19 protein-coding genes are annotated in these 23,417 nt (G+C 70.3%); 6 read left to right on the top strand and 13 right to left on the bottom strand.

Annotated elements, in window-relative coordinates; genetic code table 11:
* The first annotated feature begins 69 nt into the window (after positions 1 to 69).
* The 5 genes from IEZ21_RS13665 to IEZ21_RS13685 all read left to right on the top strand — a co-directional run bounded on the left by IEZ21_RS13665 (position 70) and on the right by IEZ21_RS13685 (position 4,040).
* Complete coding sequence (locus tag IEZ21_RS13665; protein WP_189322282.1) at positions 70 to 1,044, top strand: ABC transporter ATP-binding protein; 975 nt, start codon at positions 70 to 72, stop codon at positions 1,042 to 1,044.
* The gene (locus tag IEZ21_RS13670) at positions 1,034 to 1,939 is read left to right on the top strand and encodes an ABC transporter permease (protein ID WP_189322129.1); all 906 of its coding nucleotides are present in this window, start codon (positions 1,034 to 1,036) and stop codon (positions 1,937 to 1,939) included. The genes IEZ21_RS13665 and IEZ21_RS13670 overlap by 11 nt, the downstream gene beginning before the upstream one ends.
* The gene (locus IEZ21_RS13675) at positions 1,936 to 2,847 is read left to right on the top strand and encodes an ABC transporter ATP-binding protein (protein ID WP_189322130.1); all 912 of its coding nucleotides are present in this window, start codon (positions 1,936 to 1,938) and stop codon (positions 2,845 to 2,847) included. Before IEZ21_RS13670 ends, IEZ21_RS13675 begins: the two co-directional genes overlap by 4 nt.
* A 9-nt stretch (positions 2,848 to 2,856) precedes the next feature.
* Positions 2,857 to 3,576, top strand: coding sequence for an ABC transporter permease subunit (locus IEZ21_RS13680; RefSeq protein WP_189322131.1), 720 nt, complete (start codon positions 2,857 to 2,859; stop codon positions 3,574 to 3,576).
* A gap of 224 nt (positions 3,577 to 3,800) precedes the next feature.
* Positions 3,801 to 4,040 (top strand): SGM_3592 family protein, encoded by a 240-nt coding sequence (locus IEZ21_RS13685; protein WP_033321251.1) that lies wholly within the window; start codon positions 3,801 to 3,803, stop codon positions 4,038 to 4,040.
* A 374-nt stretch (positions 4,041 to 4,414) separates the two neighbouring features.
* On the opposite strand, the gene IEZ21_RS13690 is transcribed toward IEZ21_RS13685, so the two are convergent.
* The 9 genes from IEZ21_RS13690 to IEZ21_RS13730 all read right to left on the bottom strand — a co-directional run bounded on the left by IEZ21_RS13690 (position 4,415) and on the right by IEZ21_RS13730 (position 14,251).
* Positions 4,415 to 5,227: an HAD family hydrolase gene (locus IEZ21_RS13690; RefSeq protein ID WP_189322132.1), complete on the bottom strand. Its 813-nt coding sequence runs from the start codon at positions 5,225 to 5,227 to the stop codon at positions 4,415 to 4,417.
* Complete coding sequence (serS, locus tag IEZ21_RS13695; RefSeq protein WP_189322133.1) at positions 5,224 to 6,510, bottom strand: serine--tRNA ligase; 1,287 nt, start codon at positions 6,508 to 6,510, stop codon at positions 5,224 to 5,226. Before serS ends, IEZ21_RS13690 begins: the two co-directional genes overlap by 4 nt.
* A 530-nt stretch (positions 6,511 to 7,040) precedes the next feature.
* A complete protein-coding gene (gene pheA, locus IEZ21_RS13700) occupies positions 7,041 to 7,973 on the bottom strand; it encodes a prephenate dehydratase (RefSeq protein WP_189322134.1) in 933 nt (310 codons plus the stop codon).
* 72 nt (positions 7,974 to 8,045) lie between these two features.
* Positions 8,046 to 9,419: an iron uptake transporter deferrochelatase/peroxidase subunit gene (gene efeB / locus IEZ21_RS13705; RefSeq protein ID WP_189322135.1), complete on the bottom strand. Its 1,374-nt coding sequence runs from the start codon at positions 9,417 to 9,419 to the stop codon at positions 8,046 to 8,048.
* 8 nt (positions 9,420 to 9,427) lie between these two features.
* Positions 9,428 to 11,323, bottom strand: coding sequence for a copper resistance CopC/CopD family protein (locus IEZ21_RS13710; RefSeq protein ID WP_189322136.1), 1,896 nt, complete (start codon positions 11,321 to 11,323; stop codon positions 9,428 to 9,430).
* A 13-nt stretch (positions 11,324 to 11,336) separates the two neighbouring features.
* A complete protein-coding gene (locus tag IEZ21_RS13715; protein ID WP_246567684.1) occupies positions 11,337 to 11,828 on the bottom strand; it encodes a copper chaperone PCu(A)C in 492 nt (163 codons plus the stop codon).
* Positions 11,825 to 12,475 carry an SCO family protein gene (locus IEZ21_RS13720; protein WP_189322137.1) on the bottom strand — a complete coding sequence of 217 codons (651 nt, stop codon included), beginning with the start codon at positions 12,473 to 12,475 and terminating at the stop codon, positions 11,825 to 11,827. Before IEZ21_RS13720 ends, IEZ21_RS13715 begins: the two co-directional genes overlap by 4 nt.
* Positions 12,476 to 12,567: 92 nt before the next feature.
* Positions 12,568 to 13,314, bottom strand: coding sequence for a YcnI family copper-binding membrane protein (locus tag IEZ21_RS13725; protein WP_189322138.1), 747 nt, complete (start codon positions 13,312 to 13,314; stop codon positions 12,568 to 12,570).
* A 118-nt stretch (positions 13,315 to 13,432) separates the two neighbouring features.
* Complete coding sequence (locus IEZ21_RS13730) at positions 13,433 to 14,251, bottom strand: hypothetical protein (RefSeq protein WP_189322139.1); 819 nt, start codon at positions 14,249 to 14,251, stop codon at positions 13,433 to 13,435.
* 223 nt (positions 14,252 to 14,474) lie between these two features.
* Between IEZ21_RS13730 and IEZ21_RS13735 the strand changes: the two genes are divergently transcribed.
* Complete coding sequence (locus IEZ21_RS13735) at positions 14,475 to 14,930, top strand: ATP-binding protein (protein ID WP_189322140.1); 456 nt, start codon at positions 14,475 to 14,477, stop codon at positions 14,928 to 14,930.
* 82 nt (positions 14,931 to 15,012) lie between these two features.
* Here the strand turns inward: IEZ21_RS13735 and IEZ21_RS13740 are convergent, their stop codons facing one another.
* From IEZ21_RS13740 to pdxR, 4 genes are all read right to left on the bottom strand, one after another.
* Entirely contained in the window at positions 15,013 to 16,446 is a 1,434-nt protein-coding gene (locus IEZ21_RS13740) for a polysaccharide deacetylase family protein (RefSeq protein ID WP_189322141.1), read from the bottom strand.
* Positions 16,447 to 16,603: 157 nt separating this feature from the next.
* A complete protein-coding gene (locus IEZ21_RS13745) occupies positions 16,604 to 20,356 on the bottom strand; it encodes an nSTAND1 domain-containing NTPase (RefSeq protein WP_189322142.1) in 3,753 nt (1,250 codons plus the stop codon).
* Positions 20,357 to 20,635: 279 nt separating this feature from the next.
* A complete protein-coding gene (locus IEZ21_RS13750; protein WP_189322143.1) occupies positions 20,636 to 21,913 on the bottom strand; it encodes an MFS transporter in 1,278 nt (425 codons plus the stop codon).
* 138 nt (positions 21,914 to 22,051) lie between these two features.
* Positions 22,052 to 23,416 carry a MocR-like pyridoxine biosynthesis transcription factor PdxR gene (gene pdxR, locus IEZ21_RS13755; protein ID WP_189322144.1) on the bottom strand — a complete coding sequence of 455 codons (1,365 nt, stop codon included), beginning with the start codon at positions 23,414 to 23,416 and terminating at the stop codon, positions 22,052 to 22,054.
* Between the last annotated feature and the right edge of the window lies 1 nt (position 23,417).

Here is a 23,417-nt window from a genome sequence, read left to right on the forward strand (position 1 = left end):
GTGACGCCGATACAGCTCCCTGGGGTGACGCCTCGCTGTGGCCTGCGCCACTACTTTCGAATCGTGACTGTGATCGCGACCGAAAGCCTGAGCAAGCGGTTCCCCAGGGTGACCGCGCTTGACCGGCTCTCCATGGATGTCGGGCCCGGTGTGACGGGACTCGTCGGAGCCAACGGAGCCGGCAAGTCCACACTGATCAAGATCCTGCTGGGTCTGTCCCCGGCCACCGAGGGCCGCGCCGAAGTGCTCGGCCTCGATGTCGCCACGAAGGGCGGTGACATCCGCGAGCGGGTCGGGTACATGCCCGAGCACGACTGCCTGCCGCCCGATGTCTCGGCCACCGAGTTCGTCGTCCATATGGCGCGCATGTCCGGCCTGCCCCCGGCGGCGGCCCGCGAACGCACCGCGGACACGCTGCGCCACGTCGGCCTGTACGAGGAGCGCTATCGCCCCATCGGGGGCTACTCCACCGGCATGAAGCAGCGCGTCAAGCTCGCGCAGGCCCTCGTCCACGACCCCCAACTGGTCTTCCTCGACGAGCCGACCAACGGCCTCGACCCCGTCGGCCGTGACGAGATGCTGGGCCTGATCCGCCGCATCCACACGGACTTCGGCATCTCGGTCCTGGTCACCTCGCACCTGCTGGGCGAGCTGGAGCGCACCTGCGACCACGTCGTCGTCGTCGACGGCGGCAAGCTCCTGCGGTCCAGCTCCACCACGGACTTCACACAGAGCACGGCGATCCTCGCGATCGAGGTCACCGACACCGACGACCACCCGGACGGCACCCGTGCGGTGCGCGAAGTGCTGCACGCGCGCGGGATCGACACCCACGACGGCAGCGGACTGCCGGGCGCCGGTCACATCCTGCTGCTGACGGCGGACGGCGAGGAGACGTACGACCTCGTACGCGACATCGTCGCCGACCTCGGCCTCGGCCTGGTCCGTATGGAACAGCGCAGGCACCACATCTCGGAGGTCTTCAAGGACGCCGACGACGCGCGGGACGAAGAGCGGAAGGAGGCGGTCGGCCATGGCGGTTGAGCAGACCCCGGCCCAGGCCGGCGAGCAGAGCCGGATCCACAACATCGGCTACCGCAACTACGACGGCCCGCGCCTGGGACGCGCCTACGCCCGCCGCTCGCTCTACTCGCAGTCCCTGCGCGGCTCGTACGGCCTCGGCCGCTCGGTCAAGTCCAAGGTCCTGCCGATGCTGATCTTCGTGGTGATGTGCGTGCCCGCGGCCATCATGGTCGCCGTCGCGGTCGCCACCACGGCGAAGGACCTGCCGGTCGACTACACGCGGTACGCGATCTTCCTGCAGGCGGTCATCGGCCTGTACGTGGCCTCGCAGGCACCGCAGTCCGTCTCGCGCGACCTGCGCTTCAAGACCGTACCGCTGTACTTCTCGCGCCCCATCGAGACCGCCGACTACGTCCGCGCCAAGTACGCGGCGCTGGCCTCGGCGATGTTCATCCTCACCGCCGCACCCCTGCTCGTGCTCTATGTGGGCGCGCTGCTGGCCAAACTTGACTTCTCGCACCAGACCAAGGGATTCGCACAGGGGCTTGTCTCCGTGGCACTGCTTTCACTGCTCTTCGCCGGCATAGGCCTGGTCATCTCGGCGGTCACCCCGCGCCGCGGCTTCGGCATCGCGGCCGTCATCGCCACGCTGACCATCTCCTACGGGGCGGTGTCCACCGTCCAGGCCATCGCGTACAACCAGGAAAGCACCGGAGCGATCGCCTGGCTCGGCCTCTTCTCACCCATCACGCTCATCGACGGAGTACAGACCGCCTTCCTCGGCGCCTCGTCCTCCTTCCCCGGAGAAGTGGGCCCGTCGACCAGCGAGGGCGTCGTCTACCTTCTCGTCGTCCTGGGCCTCATCGTCGGCTGCTACGGCCTCCTGATGCGCCGCTACCGAAAGGTCGGACTGTGACCACGCTCAACATCGACCACGTATCACGCTGGTTCGGAAACGTGGTGGCCGTCAACGACATCACCATGACGATCGGCCCCGGTGTCACCGGCCTGCTCGGCCCGAACGGCGCCGGAAAATCCACCCTCATCAACATGATGGGCGGCTTCCTCGCCCCCTCCACGGGCTCCGTCACACTCGACGGCCGGCCGACCTGGCGCAACGAACAGATCTACAAGAAGATCGGCATCGTCCCGGAGCGCGAGGGGATGTACGACTTCCTCACCGGCCGCGAATTCGTCGTCGCCAACGCCGAGTTGCACGGACTCGGCAAGAAGGCCGCCCAGAAGGCGCTCACCACGGTCGAGATGGAATACGCGCAGGACCGGAAGATCTCGACGTACTCCAAGGGCATGCGGCAGCGCGTGAAGATGGCCTCCGCGCTCGTCCACGAGCCGTCCCTGCTGCTGCTCGACGAGCCCTTCAACGGCATGGACCCGCGCCAGCGCATGCAGCTGATGGACCTGCTGCGCCGCATGGGAGACGAGGGCCGCACGGTGCTGTTCTCGTCCCACATCCTCGAAGAGGTCGAGCAACTCGCCTCGCACATCGAGGTGATCGTCGCCGGACGGCACGCCGCGAGCGGCGACTTCCGGCGCATCCGCCGCCTGATGACCGACCGCCCGCACCGCTACCTCGTGCGTTCCAGCGACGACCGCGCACTCGCGGCAGCGCTGATCGCCGACCCGTCGACCTCCGGCATCGAAGTGGACCTCCAGGAGGGCGCGTTGCGTATCCAGGCGGTCGACTTCGGGCGCTTCACGGCACTGCTGCCGCGGGTGGCCCGTGACCATGGCATACGGCTGCTGACGGTCTCGCCGTCGGACGAGTCCCTCGAGTCCGTCTTCTCGTATCTCGTCGCGGCGTAGGAGGCCAAGATGTACGACCCCACAGTCGCCCGGCTCACCTACCGGGCCCTGCTCGGCCGCCGCCGGGCCCTCATCCTGGGCGCGCTGCCCTTGCTGCTGATCGTGCTCTCCGTGGCGGTCCGTGCCTTCACCGGCACCGACGACCAGGTGGCCGTCAACCTCCTCGGCGGGTTCGCGCTCGCCACCATGGTCCCGATCATCGGCGTCATCGCCGGTACGGGCGCGATCGGGCCGGAGATCGACGACGGTTCCGTCGTGTATCTGCTCGCCAAGCCGATCAAGCGCCCCACGATCATCTTCACCAAGCTGATCGTCGCCATCGCCGTGACCATGGCGTTCTCCGCGCTCCCGACGTTCCTCGCGGGAATGATCCTCAACGGCAACGGGCAGCAGATCGCCGTCGCTTACACCGTGGCCGCGCTGGTCGCCTCCATCGCGTACGCCGCCCTCTTCCTGCTGCTCGGCACCGTCACACGGCACGCGGTGGTCTTCGGGCTCGTCTATGCCCTGGTATGGGAGGCCCTCTTCGGGACGCTGGTGTCCGGGGCGCGCACGCTCAGCGTCCAGCAGTGGTCGCTCGCCGTGGCCCACGAGGTCACGGGCGCCGATCTCGTCACCTCCGACGTCGGCCTGGCGACCGGGACGGTGCTGCTGATCGTGGTGACCGTGGCCGCCACATGGTTCGCGGGGCAGAAGCTGCGGACGCTGACACTGGCCGGCGAGGAGTAAGACCGCCCTCCAAGCGCCGGTCGGTCCAAGCGCTCCGGGGAGTCGGGGCGGCTCCACGCGCGCGTGCCCGATGCCAGGGGTCCACGCGCGCGTGGAGCCTTTCGCGCTGCGAGGACCGTGTGGTGCGGGGCCTCTTGCGACGCGGAGTTTTTGATCTTGAGATCGGCTTTACACGCACAACGGCACACTTGTCCAAAGGGGATGCACGACAAGGAGGAACGGGGATGGCAAGGCAGGCACCGCGAAGCGACGGTCAGGGGGAGTCCGAAGACACCTGGGACGAACTCGTCCTGGACGAGGACTTCATACGGTCCGCCGAGACGGCCGAGCCGTCGGCACGCGCCCGTATGCTCGCGGCCCGCTGGCGCAATGGAGGTCCTGAGCCACAGCCCTGGCGGTCCGACGAGCCGCCCGCGGGCTGGTTCTTCAGCAAGGCGCGACGACGCAGGTGGCGCCGGCGGTAGCCGCTCCCGGGCCGCCCCGCCTGGAGTGCGCTTCTACTGCGCTTCTACTGCGCTTCTACCTGGAGTGCCTTTTTATTCGGTGGCGCCCAACTCGGCGTACGGGCAGAGTAGTTATGTCCAGGTCGCCGGGTTCCTCCGGCGCCGCATTCTGGGAGAGGAGCGCGACGATGCCCATCAGTAGCAGTCCGTCGAGCTCCCGACAGGGCAGCCCGCGGCGCACTCCGGAGTAGCTACCGCTCCGTCGAGTCCGTCCCGCACGGGGAGCTGCCCGGGGCGGCCGCTTCGAGCGCGCATCTCGCGCGGGCCGCCCCTCCCGACGTTGCCGGAACGCTGCCGCTGTGATGTGCCAGGTCCACAGCGGCAGCGTTGCGCGCTCAGCCCAGCAACCGTTCCAGTACCACCGCGATCCCGTCCTCCTCGTTGGACAGGGTCAACTCGTCGGCGACCGCCTTGAGTTCCTCATGGGCGTTGGCCATGGCCACGCCGTGCGCGGACCAGCCGAACATCGGGATGTCGTTGGGCATATCGCCGAACGCGATCGTCTCGGCCGCCTTGACGCCCAGACGGCGGGCCGCGAGTGAGAGGCCCGTGGCCTTGGAGAGACCGAGGGGGAGGATCTCGACGATGCCCTCGCCCGCCATGGTGATGGACACCAGACCGCCCGCCGCCTGACGTGCCGCGTCCGCGAGCTCGTCGTCGGTCAGACGCGGGTGCTGGATGTACAGCTTCGTCAGCGGCTCCGCCCACAGCTCCGCGAGGTCGGTGAACGGGACGGCCTGCAGCAGTCCCTGGACCTGGTAGCCGGGGCCGATCAGCACATCGCCGTCGAGGCCGTCACGGCTCGCGGCCAGGGCCAGCGCGCCGACCTCCGCCTCGATCTTGGCGAGCGCGAGAGCGGCCAGCTGCCGGTCGAGGGTCAGCGTGGTGAGCAGCCGGTGCGCTCCCGCGTCGTACACCTGCGCGCCCTGAGCGCACACCGCGATCCCGTCGTACCCGAGTTCGTCGAGGATGTGGCGGGTCCAGGGCGCCGCCCGCCCGGTGACGACGATGTGCGCGGCGCCCGCCGCGGTGGCCGCGACGAGCGCCTCACGGGTGCGCTCCGAGACCGTGTCGTCGGAGCGCAGCAGCGTTCCGTCGAGGTCGGTCGCGACGAGCTTGTACGGGAAGGCGGGAGCGGAGTCGCTCACTTGGCGGCCTTGGCGACCGGCTCCAGGATCTCCCGGCCACCGAGGAACGGCCGCAGCACCTCTGGCACGCGTACGGAGCCGTCGGCCTGCTGATGGTTCTCCAGGATCGCCACGATCGTGCGCGGTACGGCGCACAGCGTGCCGTTCAGCGTCGCGAGCGGCTTCACCGTCTTGCCGTCACGCATACGGATCGCCAGGCGGCGCGACTGGAACTCCGTGCAGTCCGAAGTCGACGTCAGCTCGCGGTACTTGCCCTGGGTGGGGATCCACGCCTCGCAGTCGAACTTACGGGCCGCCGAGGACCCCAGGTCGGCCGAAGCCACGTCGATCACCCGGAACGGCAGCTCCAACGAGGTCAGCCACTGCTTCTCCCAGTCCAGCAGGCGCTGGTGCTCGGCCCGCGAGTCCGCCGGGTCGACGTACGAGAACATCTCGACCTTGTCGAACTGGTGCACCCGGAAGATGCCGCGTGTGTCCTTGCCGTGCGAACCGGCCTCACGGCGGAAGCACGGCGAGAAGCCCGCGTAGCGCATCGGGAGGCGGTCGCCGTCGATGATCTCGTCCATGTGGTACGCGGCGAGCGCCACCTCGGAGGTGCCGACCAGGTACAGGTCGTCATTGTCCAGGCGGTACACGTCCTGCGCGGCCTGGCCGAGGAACCCCGTACCGGCCATGGCCTGCGGACGGACCAGCGCCGGAGTCAGCATCGGCGTGAAGCCGGCGGCCGTGGCCTGCGCCATCGCCGCGTTCACCAGCGCGAGCTCCAGCAGGGCGCCCACGCCGGTGAGGAAGTAGAAGCGCGAGCCGGAGACCTTGGCGCCGCGCTCGACGTCGATCGCGCCGAGTGTCGTGCCGAGCTCCAGGTGGTCCTTCGGCTCGAAGCCCTCGGCCGCGAAGTCGCGGATCGTGCCGTGCGTCTCCAGCGTGACGAAGTCCTCCTCGCCGCCGACCGGGACGTCGGGGTGCACGAGGTTGCTCAGCTGGAGCAGCAGCTCCTGGGCCTCGGCCGCGGCCTCGTCCTTCGCCGCGTCGGCCGCCTTGACGTCTGCGGCGAGCTCGCCCGCCTTCTTCAGCAGCTCGGCCTTCTCGTCGCCGGAAGCCTTGGGGATGAGCTTGCCGAGCGCCCTCTGCTCGGCGCGCAGCTCGTCGAAGCGGACACCGGACGACCTGCGCCGCTCGTCGGCGGAGAGCAGGGCATCGACGAGCGCGACGTCCTCTCCACGGGCGCGCTGCGACGCACGCACACGGTCGGGGTCCTCACGGAGCAGGCGAAGGTCAATCACCCCTCAAGGCTACCGGTGTGGGGTTCGGGCCCACGACCCGGTATTTCGATCTATCCCTTCCAGTGCGCATGCAGTACGTATGCGGGAATTGATCAACTGTGTCAGTGAAAGTAGGCAAAATCCCCTGTATGGGGCACCTGGGATTCGGCGAGTTGACCCGATTCCCTTGTGCTGAGGGACACTTGGGGAGTCGGTTGTCCACAGGTATCCATGCCCTCGGAGAGTTATCCACAGGCTGTGCGAAAGATCTGTGGACTTCAGAGGTGATCGTTCCGAAGGCGGCACGCGGGGACGAAAAACTCCCGAACCAGGCCCCCTCTATGTCCGCTTTCGAGTGGAAATGGTTCGCCTCGAAGGGCGAGTTGAGGGAAACGGGTAGATGAAGGGTGACCTGCAGGCCGTGGACTCACTTGGGGGAGCGTAGGGCGATTTATCGACTGCATCACGCCTCGTTGTCGACTTGTCCCCAGGTCGAGAACGAGGCCTGTGGATAACTTCTGGGGATAAAGAAGAGCGGCTGGTAGGACCGGCTAGAACCGGCCGTCCTGGCAGCGCGCCAGCCAGTCGGAGGCCGCCGCGAACTCGCCGTCGGACGTACCGGCCTCCGGCGCGCGTACGTCCTGGAGGTCGACTTCGGCCCGCGGATAAGACCCGAGGAACCGCACCTGCGGACACCTCCGCTTGAGGCCCATCAGCGCCTCGCCCACCCGGCGGTCCGCGATATGGCCCTCGGCGTCGATGGCGAAGCAGTAGTTGCCGATGCCCTCACCGGTCGGCCGGGACTGCAGCAGCATCAGGTTGACGCCGCGGACGGCGAACTCGCCCAGGAGATCGCGCAGCCCACCGGGGTGGTCGTCGCTCTGCCAGATGACCACGGACGTCTTGTCCGCGCCGGTCGGCGCCGCGGGCCGGGCGGGCCTGCCCACCAGGACGAACCGGGTCTGCGCGTTCTCCGCGTCGTGGATCCCGGTCTCCAGCGGCACCAGGCCGTACCTCTCCGCCGCGAACTCGCCCGCGAAGGCCGCGTCGTAGCGCCCCTCCTGCACCAGGCGCGCGCCGTCCGCGTTGGAGGCGGCCGACTCCCAGATCACGTCGGGGAGGTTGTTCTTCATCCAGTTGCGCACCTGCGGCTGGGCGGCCGGGTGCGCGGTCACCGTCTTGACGTCCGAGAGCTTTGTGCCCGGCCTGACCAGCAGGGCGAAGGTGATCGAGAGCAGCACCTCGCGGTAGATCATCAGCGGCTCGCCGGCGACCAGTTCGTCGAGCGTCGTGGTGATGCCGCCCTCGACGGAGTTCTCGATCGGTACGAAAGCCGCCTCGGCCTCGCCGCTTCGGACCGCGTCGAGCGCGGCGGGTACGGACACCATCGGGACGAGTTCCCGGGTGGCGGTCTCCGGGAGTGTGCGCAGGGCGACTTCGGTGAAGGTGCCCTCGGGGCCGAGATACGCGTAGCTGGCTGGCATGGCCTCACCCTAATGGGCCGTACACAGTCAGGACTCACGCTTCCGGCCCCGACCGCCCCAGGAGGCTTCTCCTCATCCCTCCAGCAACCGCTGCCCCACGTACTCCCCCTCCGCCGCCCCGCCCGGCACCGCGAAAAGCCCGCTCGCCTCGTGCCGGATGAATACCGACAGCGCGTCCCCCCGGTCGAGCTTGCGCTGCACCGGTACGAAGCCGCGCAGCGGGTCGGCCTGCCAGCAGACGAAGAGCAGGCCCGCGTCCGGTACGCCGTCCGTGTCGAAGCCGTCGTGGAAGGAGAACGGCCGACGCAGCATCGCGGCGCCGCCGTTCTGGTCGGGTCGCGTGATGCGCGCGTGCGCGTTGACCGGGATGACGAGCTTGCCGGAGGCGTCCGTCTTCTCCAGCTTCGGCTCGGTGGTCTCGGTGCCGCTGGTCAGCGGTGCCCCGTCCGACTTGCGTCGCCCGATGACGTCCTCCTGGTCCTTGAGTGAGAGCTTCTCCCAGTCGTCGAGGAGCATGCGGATGCGGCGTACGACGGCGTAGGAGCCCCCGGCCATCCACGAGGGCTCGCCCGAGTCGGGTACGAAGATCCGCTGGTCGAAGTCCGCTTCGGAAGGCTTCGGATTGCGCGTTCCGTCGATCTGGCCCATCAGGTTGCGTGCCGTCATCGGCTGCGCGGTGGCGCCGGGCGAGCGGTTGAAGCCGTTCATCTGCCAGCGGACCCGGGCCGCCGATCCGGCGTCCTTCTGGATCGCACGCAGGGCGTGGAAGGCGACGAGAGCGTCGTTCGCGCCGATCTGCACCCACAGGTCGCCGTCACTGCGCGCCTTGTCGAGGTGGTCCGAGGAGAAGTCGGGCAGCGGGTCGAGGGCGATGGGGCGCTGCTTCTCCAGTCCCGTACGGGCGAAGAAGCTGTGTCCGAAGCCGAAGGTGACGGTCAGGGACGAGGGGCCCGCGTCGCGTGCGACATCCGTGTCCTCGCTGCCCGACGCCTCGCCCGCCATCAGCCGCTGGGCCGTGGCGGACCAGCGGCGCAGCAGCGCGGCGGCCTCTCTGCGGCCCACACCCGCCGTCAGGTCGAAGGCGACGAGATGGCCGCGTGCCTGGAGGGCGGTGGTGATGCCCGGCTGATGTTTCCCGTGAAACATCACCTCGTCCGCGCCGAGCGAGCTGAGGGGCACGGCCTGGTCGGCGGAGGGCGCCGCGGCATAACCGGCGGCCCCGCCCGCCGCACCGAGTGCGAGCCCGGTGGCACCGGCGGTACCGATCAGCCGCCGCCGCGAAATGGCCCCTCCAGGAGAGGGCTTCTGGGAAACAGCCTCCCTAAGAGGGGCATTTCCGGAAGAGGCCTCCTTGGGAGAGGCCGTTCCTACGGCACCCTCCTTGGAAGCGTCTCCTTTGGAAGAGGGCGTCGGCGGAGACGCATCCGGAGTGGACTGTTCAGCCATGGTGTCGTTCAGCCGATCTGCGCGTTCTTGTCGACGGTCACCTGGTCGATGTCGGAGGTCCGCACGGTGACCGCGATGTTCCAGTTGCCGGTCATGGGGATCTGCACCCCGCTCGCCGTCCAGTGTCCGGTGGCGATGCGGTCGGGGACCACGGGCAGGGGTCCGATGTCCTTCGCCTCAAGAGTGAGGGCGACCTTGACCTCGGGAATGTCGAAGGCCTTGCCGTTGGGCCGCTCCACGTAGACGTGCATGTCGTTTCCGCCGACGCGAGCCGGGTCGAGTTCGAGCCGTGCGACGCCCTTGCCGTCCTGGCCGCCTGTGTCGAACGGCATCTCCAGGGACAGCGCTGCGGACTCCGGCTGGGAGGCGGCGGTGGCGGCCTTGGCGTCCTCCACCGTGCGACCGGGTTCGGTGGTGGTCAGCACGGTGGTCACGGCGAGCACGACCGCGGCGACGCCCGCCTCGACGAGCACCGAGCGGCGCAGGCCGGAGCGTCGCGGGTCGGCGTCGCGGGTACGCTTCTCGCGCGCGGTGGCCACGGCGGCCCGCTGCCGGGCCAGTTGGGCCGCACGCTTGCTGTCACCGCCGCCTACCTGTGCGGCGGCCGGTTCCTTCTCGTTCACATGTTCCTCGGCGTCTTCGAGGTCTTCAGCGTCCGAAGTTTCCAGCTTGGCTTCCGGAGCCGACGTCAGCCGGGCGGTCCAGCGCCGGGAGATCCACGCGACGCCGACGAGCACGGCCACCAGCCCGATCTTGACGAGCAGCAGCTGCCCGTACGACGTATCGGTGAGCGCCGACCAGGAGCCGAGCTGCCGCCACGACTGGTAGATCCCGGTCGCGGCGAGGACGGCCACGCTGCCGAACGCGACGCCGGAGAAGCGGCGTACGGCGGACGACTCGATCGACGGCGCGCGGTAGAGGGCCACCAGCAGTGCCGACAGGCCGCCCAGCCAGGCGGCGACGGCCAGCAGATGCAGGACGTCGACGGGCATCGCGATCCCGGTCTGGATGCCGCTCGAGGCGTGCTCGGCCAGGGCCCAGGTCGCGGCCAGGCCCGCCGCCACGACGGATCCGCCGATGGCCAGCCCGAAGGTGAGGTCCTGCTTCTCCTTCTCGTCCTCGCGCTTCTCGAAGGCCCCGAAGAGTACGGCGATGAACAGCGCGCCCGCGGCGAGCAGCAGCAGCCGGGAGACCAGCGCCGCGCCCGTCTTGGTCTGCAGCACCTGGCTGAGCAGACTCAGGTCGAAGATGTCCCCGACCTTTCCGGAGCCGGCGTAGGAGCCGCGCAACAGCAGTGTGGCGAGCGTGGCCGCGGTGAGTGCGAGCCACCCGGAGACCACAAGGCGCTGCATGGGCCGTACCCCGGCGCCGCGCTGCCAGCAGGCGAGGACGAAGGCCGCGCCGCCGACGAAGAGTACGAATCCCGCGTACGACACATAGCGCGCGAAATCATAGAGTCCGCCCACGACTCCGCCGCCCGCCTCCTGGTCGGACAGCGAGACGGAGGTCTTCGAGGGCGCGCCCACGGAGAAGGTGAAGGCCCCCGCGACGGGGTGGCTGTCCGCCGACACCACCTGGTAGGTGACGGTGAACGTGCCGTCGGGCAGGCCCTCGTGCAGGTTCACGGCGTGCGTGTTGCTGCCCAGGTCGGTGGTCTTGCCCGTGTCGACCTGCTTGCCCTTCGGGTCGAGGACGCGTATCGAGCCGTCGGACATCGCGACCTTCTCGGAGAAGGTGAGCGACACCTGGGAGGGCGCCTGGTCGACCACCGCTCCCTGCTGCGGGTCGCTCCCGGTCAGCGCAGCGTGCGCGGAGACGGGCGCGGCCTGGGCGAACAGTGCGCCGGTGACGGCGAGGAGCAGCAACAACAGGATCCGTACGCGGGGAGCGATGGCCTGCCTCACGGTGGTCCCTCCCTCAGTGGTGCGAATTCGACGACGTCGACGATGACTTCGCGGACGTCGGCTGGTACGTGGCGGACTTCACCGGCATCTCGACCGTGATCGGGTCGGTCTTGGTGAAGCGCAGCTTCACGGACACCGTCTCGCCCTCCTTGGGCCTGTGTTTCAGCTTCTCGAACATCAGGTGGTTGCCGCCGCTCTCGAGGACGAGCCGGCCGCCCGCGGGGATCTTCAGCGGGCCGGCCTCCTTCATCGTCTGACCGGACGTTTCATGGACGCTGACGTCCTCGGCGATGTCGCTGGTGGCGGAGACGAGGTCGTCGGAGCTGTCGCTCTTGTTGACGACGGTCAGATAACCGGCCGCCAGGGATTCCGTGACCGGCTGGGGCATGTAGGCGGACCGGACCGACAGGTCGGGGGCTGCGTCGGTGCCGTCGGCCGAGCCGCCGCAGCCTGCGAGGGCCAGGCAGCCCGCCATGACGACGGCCGGTGCGATGGGACGCCTCACGGTGTCTGCCCCTTGATCAGCTTGGGGAGGTCCTTGGTGTAGTCGTCGACGGTGGCGTCCTCCCCGTACAGCACATAGCCGGCGTCGGTCTTCGGCGAGAATGCGACGACCTGGGTGCCGTGCATGGAGGTGACCTTGCCCTCCTTGTCCTTCGTCGGCGGCTCCAGGGAGATGCCGAGCTGCCGGGCGCTCCCCTGGATCGTGGAGAAGGAGCCGGTCAGGCCGACGACGGCGGGGTCGATGCCCTTGAGCCACTTGCCGAGCTCGGAGGGCGTGTCCCGCTCCGGGTCGGTGGTGACGAACACGATGCGGAGCTTGTCCTGCTCGGCCTTGGGCAGCTGCTTCTTGGCGACGGCGATGTTGTTCATCGTCAGCGGGCAGATGTCGGGGCAGTTGGTGTAGCCGAAGTAGATCAGCGTCGGCTGTCCCTTGGTCGCCTCGCGGAGGTCGTACGACTTGCCCTGCGTGTCGGTGAGGACGAGGTCCGGCTTCTCGAACGGCTTGTCGAGGACCGTCGCGGCCTTCTCCGGGCCGGTCTCGACGGACACCTCGGCGACGGGCGAGCTGCTGTTGTCGCTGCTGCCGCAGGCGGTCAGGCTCAGTGCGGCCGTGGCGACCAGGACAGCGGCGAACGTCTTCTTGCGCATAGGAAAATGTCCCAGATGTGAGAGCTGCGGCCCGACCGGGGTCGTACGGCGATGTACGACCCCGAGGGCACGCACCGGAGGGGTGTTGGTCCTTAGGCGTCGGAACGCCGACGGCTGGCCAGAACGCCGTACGCGACGCCCCCCGCACCGACGACGATGCCCACGATGCCCAGGACGCGGGCTGTGGTGTCGCTGGTGTCGGAGGAGGCGGCGGCCTGCTCGGTCGACTCGTTGGCGGCGGCTTCGGCGTCATCGGCGTCACCGGAATCGGTGTCGGAGGCGGCCGAGCCGTGGTGGCCGTCCTCGGCGGCGGACAGTGCGAGCACCGGCGCCGGCGACTCGGGCTCCTCCTGACCCTCCTGCGGGACCTCGATCCAGCGCACGACCTCCTTGTTGGAGTACGTCTGGATCGCCTTGAACACCAGCGCGTCGGTGTTCTCGGGCAGCGCACCGATGGAGAGCGGGAACTTCTGGAAGTAGCCGGGCTCGATGCCCTTGCCGTCGGCGGTCCAGGTGACCTTGCTGACGGCTTCGTCGAGCTTCTCGCCGTGCAGTTCGACGGGCTTGGCGAGCTTGGATTTGGTGACGTCGATCTTCCAGCCGTCGACGGGCGCCGGCATGACCGAGGCGAGCGGGTGGTCGGTCGGGAAGCTCACTTCGATCTTGGTGGTCGAGGCGTTGTCGCGCTCGTTCGGCACCTTGAAGTTGACCGTCGCATAGCCGCCCTTGGCGGCCGTGCCCTCCGGCTGCACGCTGACGTGCGCGAAGGCGGGGGCGGACAGGACGAGGACGGCCGTGGCGGCGGCGACACCGGCGGCGGCGATACGGGAAGCCTTCATGGCAGGGAGTACTCCACTTTCAGCACTGGTTCGGTGAAAGAACGGGGTTGCGTATCCGAGATGACGAGCACGCGCGCGTGCCGCATGACGGCACCCCTGGGAGTGGCGGTGCGTCGCGTCAGGCGGCGAGGACGAGGTCCGCGTCCGACGGCGGTCCGCGTCTGATCACCGAGTGCTGAAGAACGGTCGTACGCGGGGCCGGTGGCCCGAGCTGTGTGGCGCGCGGCACGCAGGGCGCCGCCTCGGGTGTACCCGGAAGCCCCGCCAGCAGGGCCCGTACGAGCGCGAGTGCCCGGCGCAGCGCGCGGACCGGTCCCTCTCCGTGCGCCGACAACCGCATGAGGCGCCGCAACGCGATGTCCCCGTGGCGCAGCAGCCACCCGGCGGCGAGGCCTGCGAGAACGTGGCCGAGCAGCATGGGCAGGGAGGGAAGCAGCGACACCGAGGGGTCCCCGGCGGTCGTGATGGCGTCCGCGGCGTGGTGGTGCCCAGACTGCCCCGCGCCGGTGCTCGCGCCCGTGCCTGTGCCTGGGGCGATCCCCGCGTCGGCGAGGATCCGCTGGGCCTGTGCCGGGCTGATCGCCGCGACGGACGTGCCGCACACGAGCCGCGCGGCCCGCGCCACGAGCGAGGCGTCCATGCTCCCGGCTTCAGCCGCCGTGCCGTGTTGCCCGATCCCGAAGAGTATGTGCAGCGCGGTCTGGCCGGCCGTCATCAGCGCGGCGATGCCCGGCAGCGAGCGCTCACGCCCGGCGAGCGGCACCGCGACAGCGAAGACGGCGAGGAATCCGGTCCCCAGCGACCACAGCGGAATGCTTTCGCAGGAGGCGACCGCGTGCCCGGCCCCGGCCAGCACGACACAGACCGCGGCGAACATCGCGGCCCTCGGAACCCGGAGATCACCTCCGGTGCGTGCACGTAGTCGGGGAGCACTCATTGCGGGCTCATCATCGCACTGGGCCCACCCGCTCCATACGGCAGGTCCGCAAGGTCCGTACGGCCCGGAAGGTCACGTTCTGGTGGAAGTCGCCCTCATCTACACCGATCGCAGCCGCCAGCACATCCGCCGTATGGGCGGCATCACGTCAATCTCACGCTTACAGTCCGCTCCTTGGGGCAATACGTAACGGTATGTCGAGCCGCGGCCAGGAGGCTGGAGCATGAGCATCTGGTGGTCACTCCATCTCCGGCGCGAAGCCGCGAGCGTCCCGCTCGCCCGACGTCTCCTGATCGGCACTATGGAGACAGCAGGGGTGGATCCGGACATCTCGTACGACCTCTCCGTCGCCCTGAGTGAGGCCTGCGCCAACGCCGTCGAGCACGGAGGCGAATCCTCCGAAGGGCAGTCGGCCGAGGCCTTCCGGGTCACCGCCTATCTCGACGGCGAGAAGTGCCGTATCGAGGTGACCGATTCCGGCCCAGGCTTTCCCTCCGGACGCAGGCGCGCCCCCATCCGTCCCGCACCCAGCGACGCCGAGCACGGCCGAGGCCTGTGCCTGATCGAGGAGCTCGCCGACCACGTCCAGATCGGCAACAAACCGGGGCGAGGCGGCGCGGTGGTCAGCTTCGACAAGATCCTCAAGTGGCGGAAGGACATGCCGCTGGTGGCGGTGTAGTGCCGCTGAAGGTGAGTCCGGGGCGCTGTTTCACGTGAAACAGCGCCCCGGACTCACCTATGCGGAAGGGCTGCTCGGTGGTTCAGAGGGTGGCGCGCAGATGGCTGATGGTGACGAAGCGGTAGCCCTGGGCCGTCAGCGTGCGCAGGATCTGCGGGACCGCGGCGACCGAGGTGGGGTGGATGTCGTGCATCAGGACGACGTCGTTGCGCTGCGTCTGATCGATGACGGTCCGGGCGACCTTGTCGGCGTCGCGGTACTTCCAGTCCTCGGTGTCCACGTCCCACATCACCGGCGAGAGCGTGGTCGCGGACTTCACCTGGGCGTTCATCGCGCCGTAGGGCGGGCGGAAGACAGAGGGAGCCTTACCGGTGGCGGCCTTGATGGCAGCACTGGTGCGGCCCAGCTGGGAGGCGACCTGCTCGGGGGTGAGGTTGGTGAGATCGGGGTGGTTCCAGGAGTGGTTGCCGACCTCGTGTCCGGCTTTCGCTTCGGCGCGCACCAGCTCGGGGTGGGCGGCGACGTTCTGGCCGGTGGTGAAGAAGGTGGCGCGCGCCTTGTACTCCGCGAGGTAGGTCAGCAGGGTCGCGGTCTCCGGCGCCGCTGGCCCGTCGTCGAAGGTCAGCGCAACGCACTTGACCTTCTTGCAGTCGGTGTCGTCGTCGCCGGTGGCGGTGTGGGTCGGGACGGCCGGTTCGGGGACATGTGCCGCGCCCAGGTCGAGCGAACGGCTGGGCTTCACGGTCTGCCGCTGGACGCGCTTTCCGAACCCGGACAGCCAAGGCGTGATCGTCTCCTTGGACAGGGCCACGATGAAGCTCCCGGCGGGCGGGACGCCCACCTCGCTGCGGTCGAAAGTCACTCGCAGTCCGCCGTCCGCGGTGAAAGTCATGTCGTCCAGGGCGGCGGTGATGGAGTCCTCGGAGAGCGTGGCGTCGAAGAGGTCGGGGTCGAAGCCTTCGCGGCCCTTGAGCTGATCCTTCAAGGCGGCGACGAAGGCGTCCCGGGAGCCTTCGTCGACGAGTCCGAGGGCCGTGCCGTACGCGCCGGCCTTGCCGTCGTACCAGTACGTCTTGGTCGACAGCCCGGGCCCCGCGCCAGTGTGGTCGTGTGTGCTGAGCCGTACGCCGAGGACGTCGCCGGAGGCGACCAGGAAATGATGGCTGATGTTGAGCTCGCGGCCCTCCACGCTGTCCTCGCACCCTCCCGAGCGGAAGCCGGCCAGGCGCTCCTCCACGTCCTTCTTCATCGCGGCCGTCATCGCCTCCGCTCCGGGTACGTCCGGGTAGCTCGTCGCGAAGGGGCAGGAACTCTGCTCGCTGCTGTCGCTGACGATCTCTAGACCCTTGATCTTCGACGGGTCGACACTGCGGACCGGCGACGGGGTGGGGGTGGATCCGGGCCGCCCGTCGGCGGATCCCGTGCCCGAGGAGCCGTCCGAACCGGACGAGCAGGCCGCCGTGAAGGAGAGGGCGCCGAGCAGCAGAAGCGAGGGGACCAGAGTGCGAGTGCGCATGAGACCAGAACCTGACTGAGGAGACGGGCGGACGCCGCCGACGGGACGCCGCGGTCGTTCTGGTCATTGATCGTTCAGGTCAGAGGCGTTTTTCAGCGACGCACAGAGCCACCCTGAACAATCAGTCCCGGGTCGATTTATATCGATTCCAGACGCTTCAGCCGTTTTTGGCGCACACCTGCTCGTACGGCGCGTCAGGGACGTAGGTCCGCCACTGTGCCTCGGTCAGTCCGCCACCGGTGCGGGCACAGATGGTGCGGACGGCCCGGTCCGGGGCGACGGGGAGACGCTGGAGCGGCACATGGAGGCCGCCGGCGTAGACCGTGCCGCCGTCCTCGGCGAAGGCGAGGGAGCGGATCTCGTCGCCGGGCGTGGGCAAGTCCGTCCCGAGGAGCTGCTGCCCCTCGGTGTCCCACAGCCGCAGGGTTCCGCTCGCCCCGCCCACGGCCAGCGTGCCGCCGTCGGAGGAGAAGGCGAGTGCCCCCACGCTCTCCGGCTCGCCCTGGGAGGCCGTGTCGGAGGTACCGGTCAGCGCACCCGTACGGTGCCGGACGTCGCCGTCCCACAGGGTGACGTGCCCGGTGGAGTCGCCGACGGCGAGCCGGGTGCCGTCCGGGCTGAACGCCAGCGCGGTGACTTGGCGGCCGTCGGCGAGCGCGCGCCCGGTGACGTCTCCGGTCCCTGGATCGGCGTACTGATCGTCGGAGCTCACGAGCAGATCTCCGTCCGGCCGCGCGGCCAGTACCTCCCCGGAAAAGCCCTGCACGGTCCCCGACCGCCGGTGGTTCTCGGTGTCCCAGATCTCCGTCCCGTCGCTGCCGGCGGCAGAGCGGACGGCCAGCAGCGTACGGCCGCCGGGCCCCAGGGCGAGGGCGGTGGCCGGGCGGTCGGCCGCGCCCGAGGTCTCGAAGACCGTACGCACCCGGTGCGCGTCCACGTCCCACACGGTGAAGCGCAGCCGCAGTGAGCCGCCCGAGGACACGGTGTCGGCGACGGCCAGCGCATCGCCGTCCGGGCTGAAGGCCAGCCGGGGCATCTCCTCGTCGGACAGGCTCGGCAGCGCGCCGAGCCTCGCGCGGGCGAGGACCGTCCCCGCACCCGTGGAACGCAGCTCGAAGCGGTAGCCGCCGCCGGACCGGGTGACGGTGGCCAGGGAGGCGCCGTCCGGGCTGAGCACGCTCGCGTCGACCGGAGTGCTCTGCCACCGCGGGGTGAGGTGGTCGGTCAGGTCGAAGGTGTGGACCGTGGCGCTGGCGAGGTAGCGCAGGAGGCGAGGCTTGCCCGGGTCCCAGGTCAGCCCGATGGCCTCATCCTTGGAAAGCTGCCGGTGGAAGACCTGCGTACCGCCGGTGGACAGTCGCCACACGGCGAGTTCGTGGTCGTCCGCGGTGGCCAGGAATTCGCCGTCGGGGGAGAGTGCGGCCTGGGTGAAGCCGGTGATCCCGCCACTGGTGAAGTCGCCGAGCGTGCGTCCGCTGCGGACGTCCCAGATCAGGGCGTCGGTGCCGTAGGCGGCGGCCAGCCGCCGACCGTCAGCGCTGAACCGCAGCAGGCGCGGGCCGTTGTCCGCGCCGGAGCCGGTGCCACACAGGATCTTGTCCGCTTTCTCCCAATCTCCGGGCAGCTGCTTGCCGCCCTCGGTGTCCCACAGCTCGAGCGGTCCGTCAGCGGGGCAGAGCGCGAGCAGACGTCCGCCGGGGCTGACGGCCGCCGTGGAGAGCGTGCGCGTGAGGGCGGTGCTGAAGAGGACCTTGCCGTCGTCCGTACGGTGCAGCCGTACCGTGCCCGGGCCGTCCGTGGGCCCGGTGAGGTACGCGCTCCCGTCGGACGCGCTGCCCTCCAGCAGTGAAGCGTCGCCCAACTCGGAGGCAGACCTCCCCAGCGGAAGGTCCCACAGCCTTTCGCCCCCGTCCGGCCCGATGACGTCGAGAAACCGGGAGTCGGGCCCGACATTGCCCACCTCCGTACCGCTCGGCAGGCTGTAGGTGGCGGTGACCTTGTGGTCGGCCACGTTCCGGGCGGTCACCGCGGTGCCGTCGACGCTGAGCAGGGTCCGGCCGCCGTCGGCGAGGAAACGCCGGACGCCCTTCCCGGCCAGGGGGTCGGTGAAGACATTGCGCTCCGGTTGCGCCAGAGCGCCCAGCAGTGCCGAGCGGGACTCGGTGAGCGGGGCGATCCTCCACGCCGCGACCCCGAGCAGGGATGCGGTACGCGGGTCGGTGGAGCGCAGGCTGTCGGCCACGGTGGCCAGGCGGCGGGCGGCGGCCTTGGCGGCTTCTTCCTGGCTCACCCGGTCGCGCTGCCAGGCGACCAGTCCGGCGGCCAGCGCAAGGACGAGGAACACGGACAGACCGACGGTCAGGGAACGCGTCCGTCGTGCGGTGCGGGTCTCGGCTTCCTGCTCAGCGTCCCGGGCGGCGAGGGAAGCGGTGAGGAAGGCCCGCTCCAGCGGGGTGAGGTCGTCGTCGGGCTGCTCCGGCCGAGTGAGGCCGTCGTCCGGCTGCCGGGCGAACAGCTCCTCAGCCCGTGCCAGCCGCGTACCCCGGTAGAGCGCGCCGGGGTCGCGCTCCAGCTCCTCCCAGGCGCGGGCGGCCTCGCCGAGCCTGCGCTGCGTACGCAGCCGGTCCCGGCCCTCCTCGATCCAGCCCGCCAGGCGCGGCCAGCCGGTGATCAGCGCCTCGTGCGCAAGCTCCACCGTGTCGCCGTCCAGGGTGACCAGACGGGCGACGACCAGGCGTTCCAGCGCGTCCTGCGCACCGCTGCCGAGCTCGGCCCGGGACGCGGGGCGACGGGTATCGGCCGTGCCGTCACCAGGGGCGATCAGCCTCAACAGGATCCGCCGAGCGATACGCCCCTGCTCCGCCGACAGCCCGCCGTACACCTCTTCAGCAGTGGCGGCGATCGCGCCACGTACACCGCCCGTCTCCTCGTACGCCGCCAGAGTCAGCAACCGGCCGCGGCGGCGGCGCCAGGTCTCCAGCAACGCGTGGGACAGCATGGGCAGCGCGCCCGGCTGGTCGACGACCTCGCCGATGATCCCGGCGGTCAGAGCACGTTCCACGTTCAGACCGGCAGAGGTGGCCGGGCCGGTGATCACCTCGCGCAGCTCGTCCCGGCTCATCGGCCCGACCAGCAGATTGGCCCGGGAGACGGCCTCGGCCAGCTCACGGTGGTCGGCGCAGTGCCCGTAGAAGTCGCCGCGGACCGCGATCACCACGCGCAGCCGGCTCCCCGGTCGTCGCGCGGCGAGCAGCAGGTCGAGGAACCGGTCCCGTTCCTCGCGGTCGTGGCACAGGGTGAACAGCTCCTCGAACTGGTCGACGATCACCCAGGTTTCCCCGTCGCCGTCCAGCGGGACGAGCGCCTTCTCATGCGTACGCGCGGACCGCTCACCCGGGGTGAACACACGGATCACCGCCGGCCGCTCCGCCCTCGCCGCCTGCCGCAGCCTCGGAATCAGCCCCGCCCGCAGCAGCGACGACTTCCCGCTGCCGGATGGCCCGAACACCGCCGCGAACCGGTGCTCGCGCACCAGCTCCACCAGTCCGGCGACGAGCGCCTCCCGGCCGAAGAACAGATCACTGTCGTCCGGCTCGAAGCGGGCCAGCCCTCGGTATGGCGGCCTCTCGTCCGGCGCGGGTGCCCGGACTTCGGCGTCCGCTTCCCGCCAGCGCCGTTCCCACTCGTCGGGGTCGGCATCCAGCGCCTCGGCATACGCCCGCACCACCGCCGGCGACGGCAACTGCTCACCGGCCGCCGCCTGGGACAGCGCGGTCGTGGAGTAGCCCGCGCGCTTGGCCATCTCCCGGTACGGCGGCTTCCCGCCCTTCTCCCGGAGGACACGCAGCTCATGCGCGAGCCGCTGTATGGGACCGGCATCAGGGTCGACCGGCTTCTCGCGTCGTCCCACCGGGAGCACCTTTCACGCGCTTTGACCCGTACAGCAGGCGTACAAGCTACGTTTCACCCCATCCCCGCGCAATCCTGCCCGAGCTGTGAAGCTGCCCACGGAAGCGGGCGTTGGACGCGTCGGCCACAGCCCGCTCGGCGGGCGCCCTCGAGCCGTACGTCTGCCTCGACGCCCTGCTGAGGCGGGCCGCGCGGCGCTCGCCGCCTTCGACGACGACCTCCACGCGCGTGGAGTCCCCGCGGCAGCAGCGGGCTGCTCGGGGGCCCCTTCCGGTGTTGGTCAGCTCGCGGGCACGGGCTGCCTGACCTGCTCGGCCCGTGGTGCGGTGGGCCGGCCGGCCGCCGCCCAACGCACCGCCGGCCCCATCCCGTACGAAGCCGCCAGCATGAGTCCGCCGAGGACCAGCCAGCCTGGCGTCCCCCACCCCACGAGCAGCGCCGTCAGCACCAGCGGTCCCGCCGTGCGCGCCACGGTTACGCCCGTCCCGAAGAACCCCTGGTACTCGCCGACCCGGTCGGCCGGGGCGAGATCGAAGGACAGCTGCCAGGAACCCGCCGACTGCTGCATCTCGGCGACGACTTGAAGCAACGTGCCGGAGACCAGCAAACCCACCGCCACCCAGGCCGAGACCCCGGCCGACAGCGCGAACACTGCGCACGACGCCAGCATCACCAGCCCCGAACGCCGCACCGCGCGCGTGGCCGACGCGAGGCCCGTCACCGCGCGCGCCATCCGCACCTGGAAGAGCGTCACGGCACCGGTGTTGAGCACGAACAGCGCGGAGACCAGCCAGGCAGGGGCATCCGTCCGCTCGGCGATCCACAGCGGGATGCCCAGGCTGAGCAGTGGCATCCGGAGCAGCAGCATGGTGTTGAGCAGCGTGACGACCGCGTACGGGCGGTCGCGCAGCACTCCGAGGGCGTCGCCCCGGCGGCGGCCCCCTGCGCGACCCTGACCGGTGCCCACGCGCGCATTCACGGGCTTCACGACCGGCAGCCGCAGCAGCACCCCCGCGCACAACAGGAAGCTCACCGCGTCCAGCGCGAACACCCCGAGGTAGGCCTCCCGCGTCCCCATGTGCAGCGCGAGCCCGCCGAGCGCCGCCCCCACCGCGAGACCGGCGTTGAGCGTCGACTGGAGATGCGCGAGCAGCCCCGTCCGCTCCTCCCGGGACACCAGCCCGGCCAGCAGCGCCTGCCGGGCCGCCGCGAGCCCCGACTGCGCGGCCGCGTACCCGCACGCCGCGAGCACGAACGGCACAAAGCCGCGTACGACCAGGAAGGCCGCCACCGCGAGACCGGTCGCCAGCGCCAGCAGCACCGCCGTGCCACGCGGCCCGCGCCGGTCGGCGAGCCGCCCCAGGGGCACACCCGCCAGTGACCCGACCGCCCACGCGATGGTGAGCCCGAGGCCCACGCGCGCGGGGGCGAGGCCGACGACGTGGGTGAAGTACAGGGCGGAGGTGACGTAGAAGGCGCCGTCTCCGACGGAGTTGCTCAGCTGGGCGACGGCCAGGACACGCTGCGGGCCCGCGGGCGGGAGAAGCGAGTTCGACATGGCGACGACGCTACGGAAGCAGTGGATCCCTCAACAGAACCAATCAGCACGCCATTTCGTGCTCCAATTCCAGCGCCGACGTGCCCTCTGCGCAGCCCTCGAGAAACCCGGGTGCCCGCGGCCTCAGCCCTCCGCTCCTCAGCCCTTCAGCACCCGCCCCAGCACCTCCAACGCCTCCGGATAGACCCGCTCCCGAGGCGTCCCGTACCCCACGACCAGCCCCTGTGGCCGCCCCTCACCCGACCCGTGCCAATGCTCCCCGAGGAACCCCACCGCAAGCCCCTCCTCGGCGGCCCGTGCGAGCACCGCGTCCTCGTCGGCCACGTCCACCAGCGCGTGCAGCCCGGCCGCGATCCCGCGCACACCCCGGCGCGGCCCCAGCCGGGCCAGCAGCTGATCCCTCCGCCGCCGGTACCGCAGTCGGCAGGCGCGTATGTGCCGGTCGTAGGCGTGGCTGGTGATCAGCTCGGCGAGGGCCAACTGGCCGATGGACTCGGTGTGGTGGTCGCTGTGCAGCTTGGCGTCGGCGACCGCGTCGACCAGGTGCGGCGGCAGCACCATCCACCCGAGCCGCAGCGCGGGCCCGAGTGTCTTGGAGGCCGTCCCCAGGTAGACCACCTGTCCCGGCGCCATCCCCTGGAGCGCGCCCACGGGCTGCCTGTCGTAGCGGAACTCCCCGTCGTAGTCGTCCTCGACGATCAGCCCTCCACGCGCGCGTGCCCACTCCGTGAGCGCCCGCCGCCGCTCCGGGTGCAGGGTCACTCCGGTCGGGTACTGGTGCGCGGGCGTGACGACGACGGCTGCCGCGTCGCCCAACTCCTCGGCGCGGGCGCCCCGTTCGTCGACGCCCACTGAGGACACGGTTCCGCCGTTGTGCCGCACCACGTCCCGGTGGAAGGGCAGACCCGGGTCCTCCATGGCGATCACCCCGGAGCCCAGCACGCGTGTGAGGAGCGCGAGCCCCTGCACATAACCGGACGTGACCACGATCCGCTCGGGCGGCGCGATCACCCCGCGTGCCCGCCCCAAGTACCCCGACAAGGCGGTCCGCAGCTCGACGCGGCCGCGCGGATCGCCGTATTCGTACGCCCTGGAGGGCGCCACCGCGATGGCCCGCCGCAAGACCCGCAGCCAGGCCGCCGCCGGGAACGTACCGACGTCCGGACTGCCGGGCCGCAGATCAAAACGGGGCGTACGCGCGCGTGCCCCGTTCCCGGAGGCGTCCAGGGACGTCGTGGGCAGCGCCGCCACCTCGGTCCCCGAACCCTGCCGTGCCGTCAGATATCCCTCGGCCACCAGCTGGTCGTACGCCGCCTTCGCGGTACCTCGAGAGACCCCCAGCTCGGCCGCCAGCCGCCGGGTCGCGGGCAGCCGCGTACCCGGAGAGAGCCGCCCGTCGCGTACGGCGTCCCGCAGAGCCCGCTCGAGCCCCACCCGGCGCCCTGCCCGCGCATCCGGCTCCAGATGCAGATCAACACCGACGCCCGACCAGAAGTCGTTCACC

The organism is Streptomyces flaveus (assembly GCF_014647675.1).
GTDB lineage: Bacteria > Actinomycetota > Actinomycetes > Streptomycetales > Streptomycetaceae > Streptomyces > Streptomyces flaveus.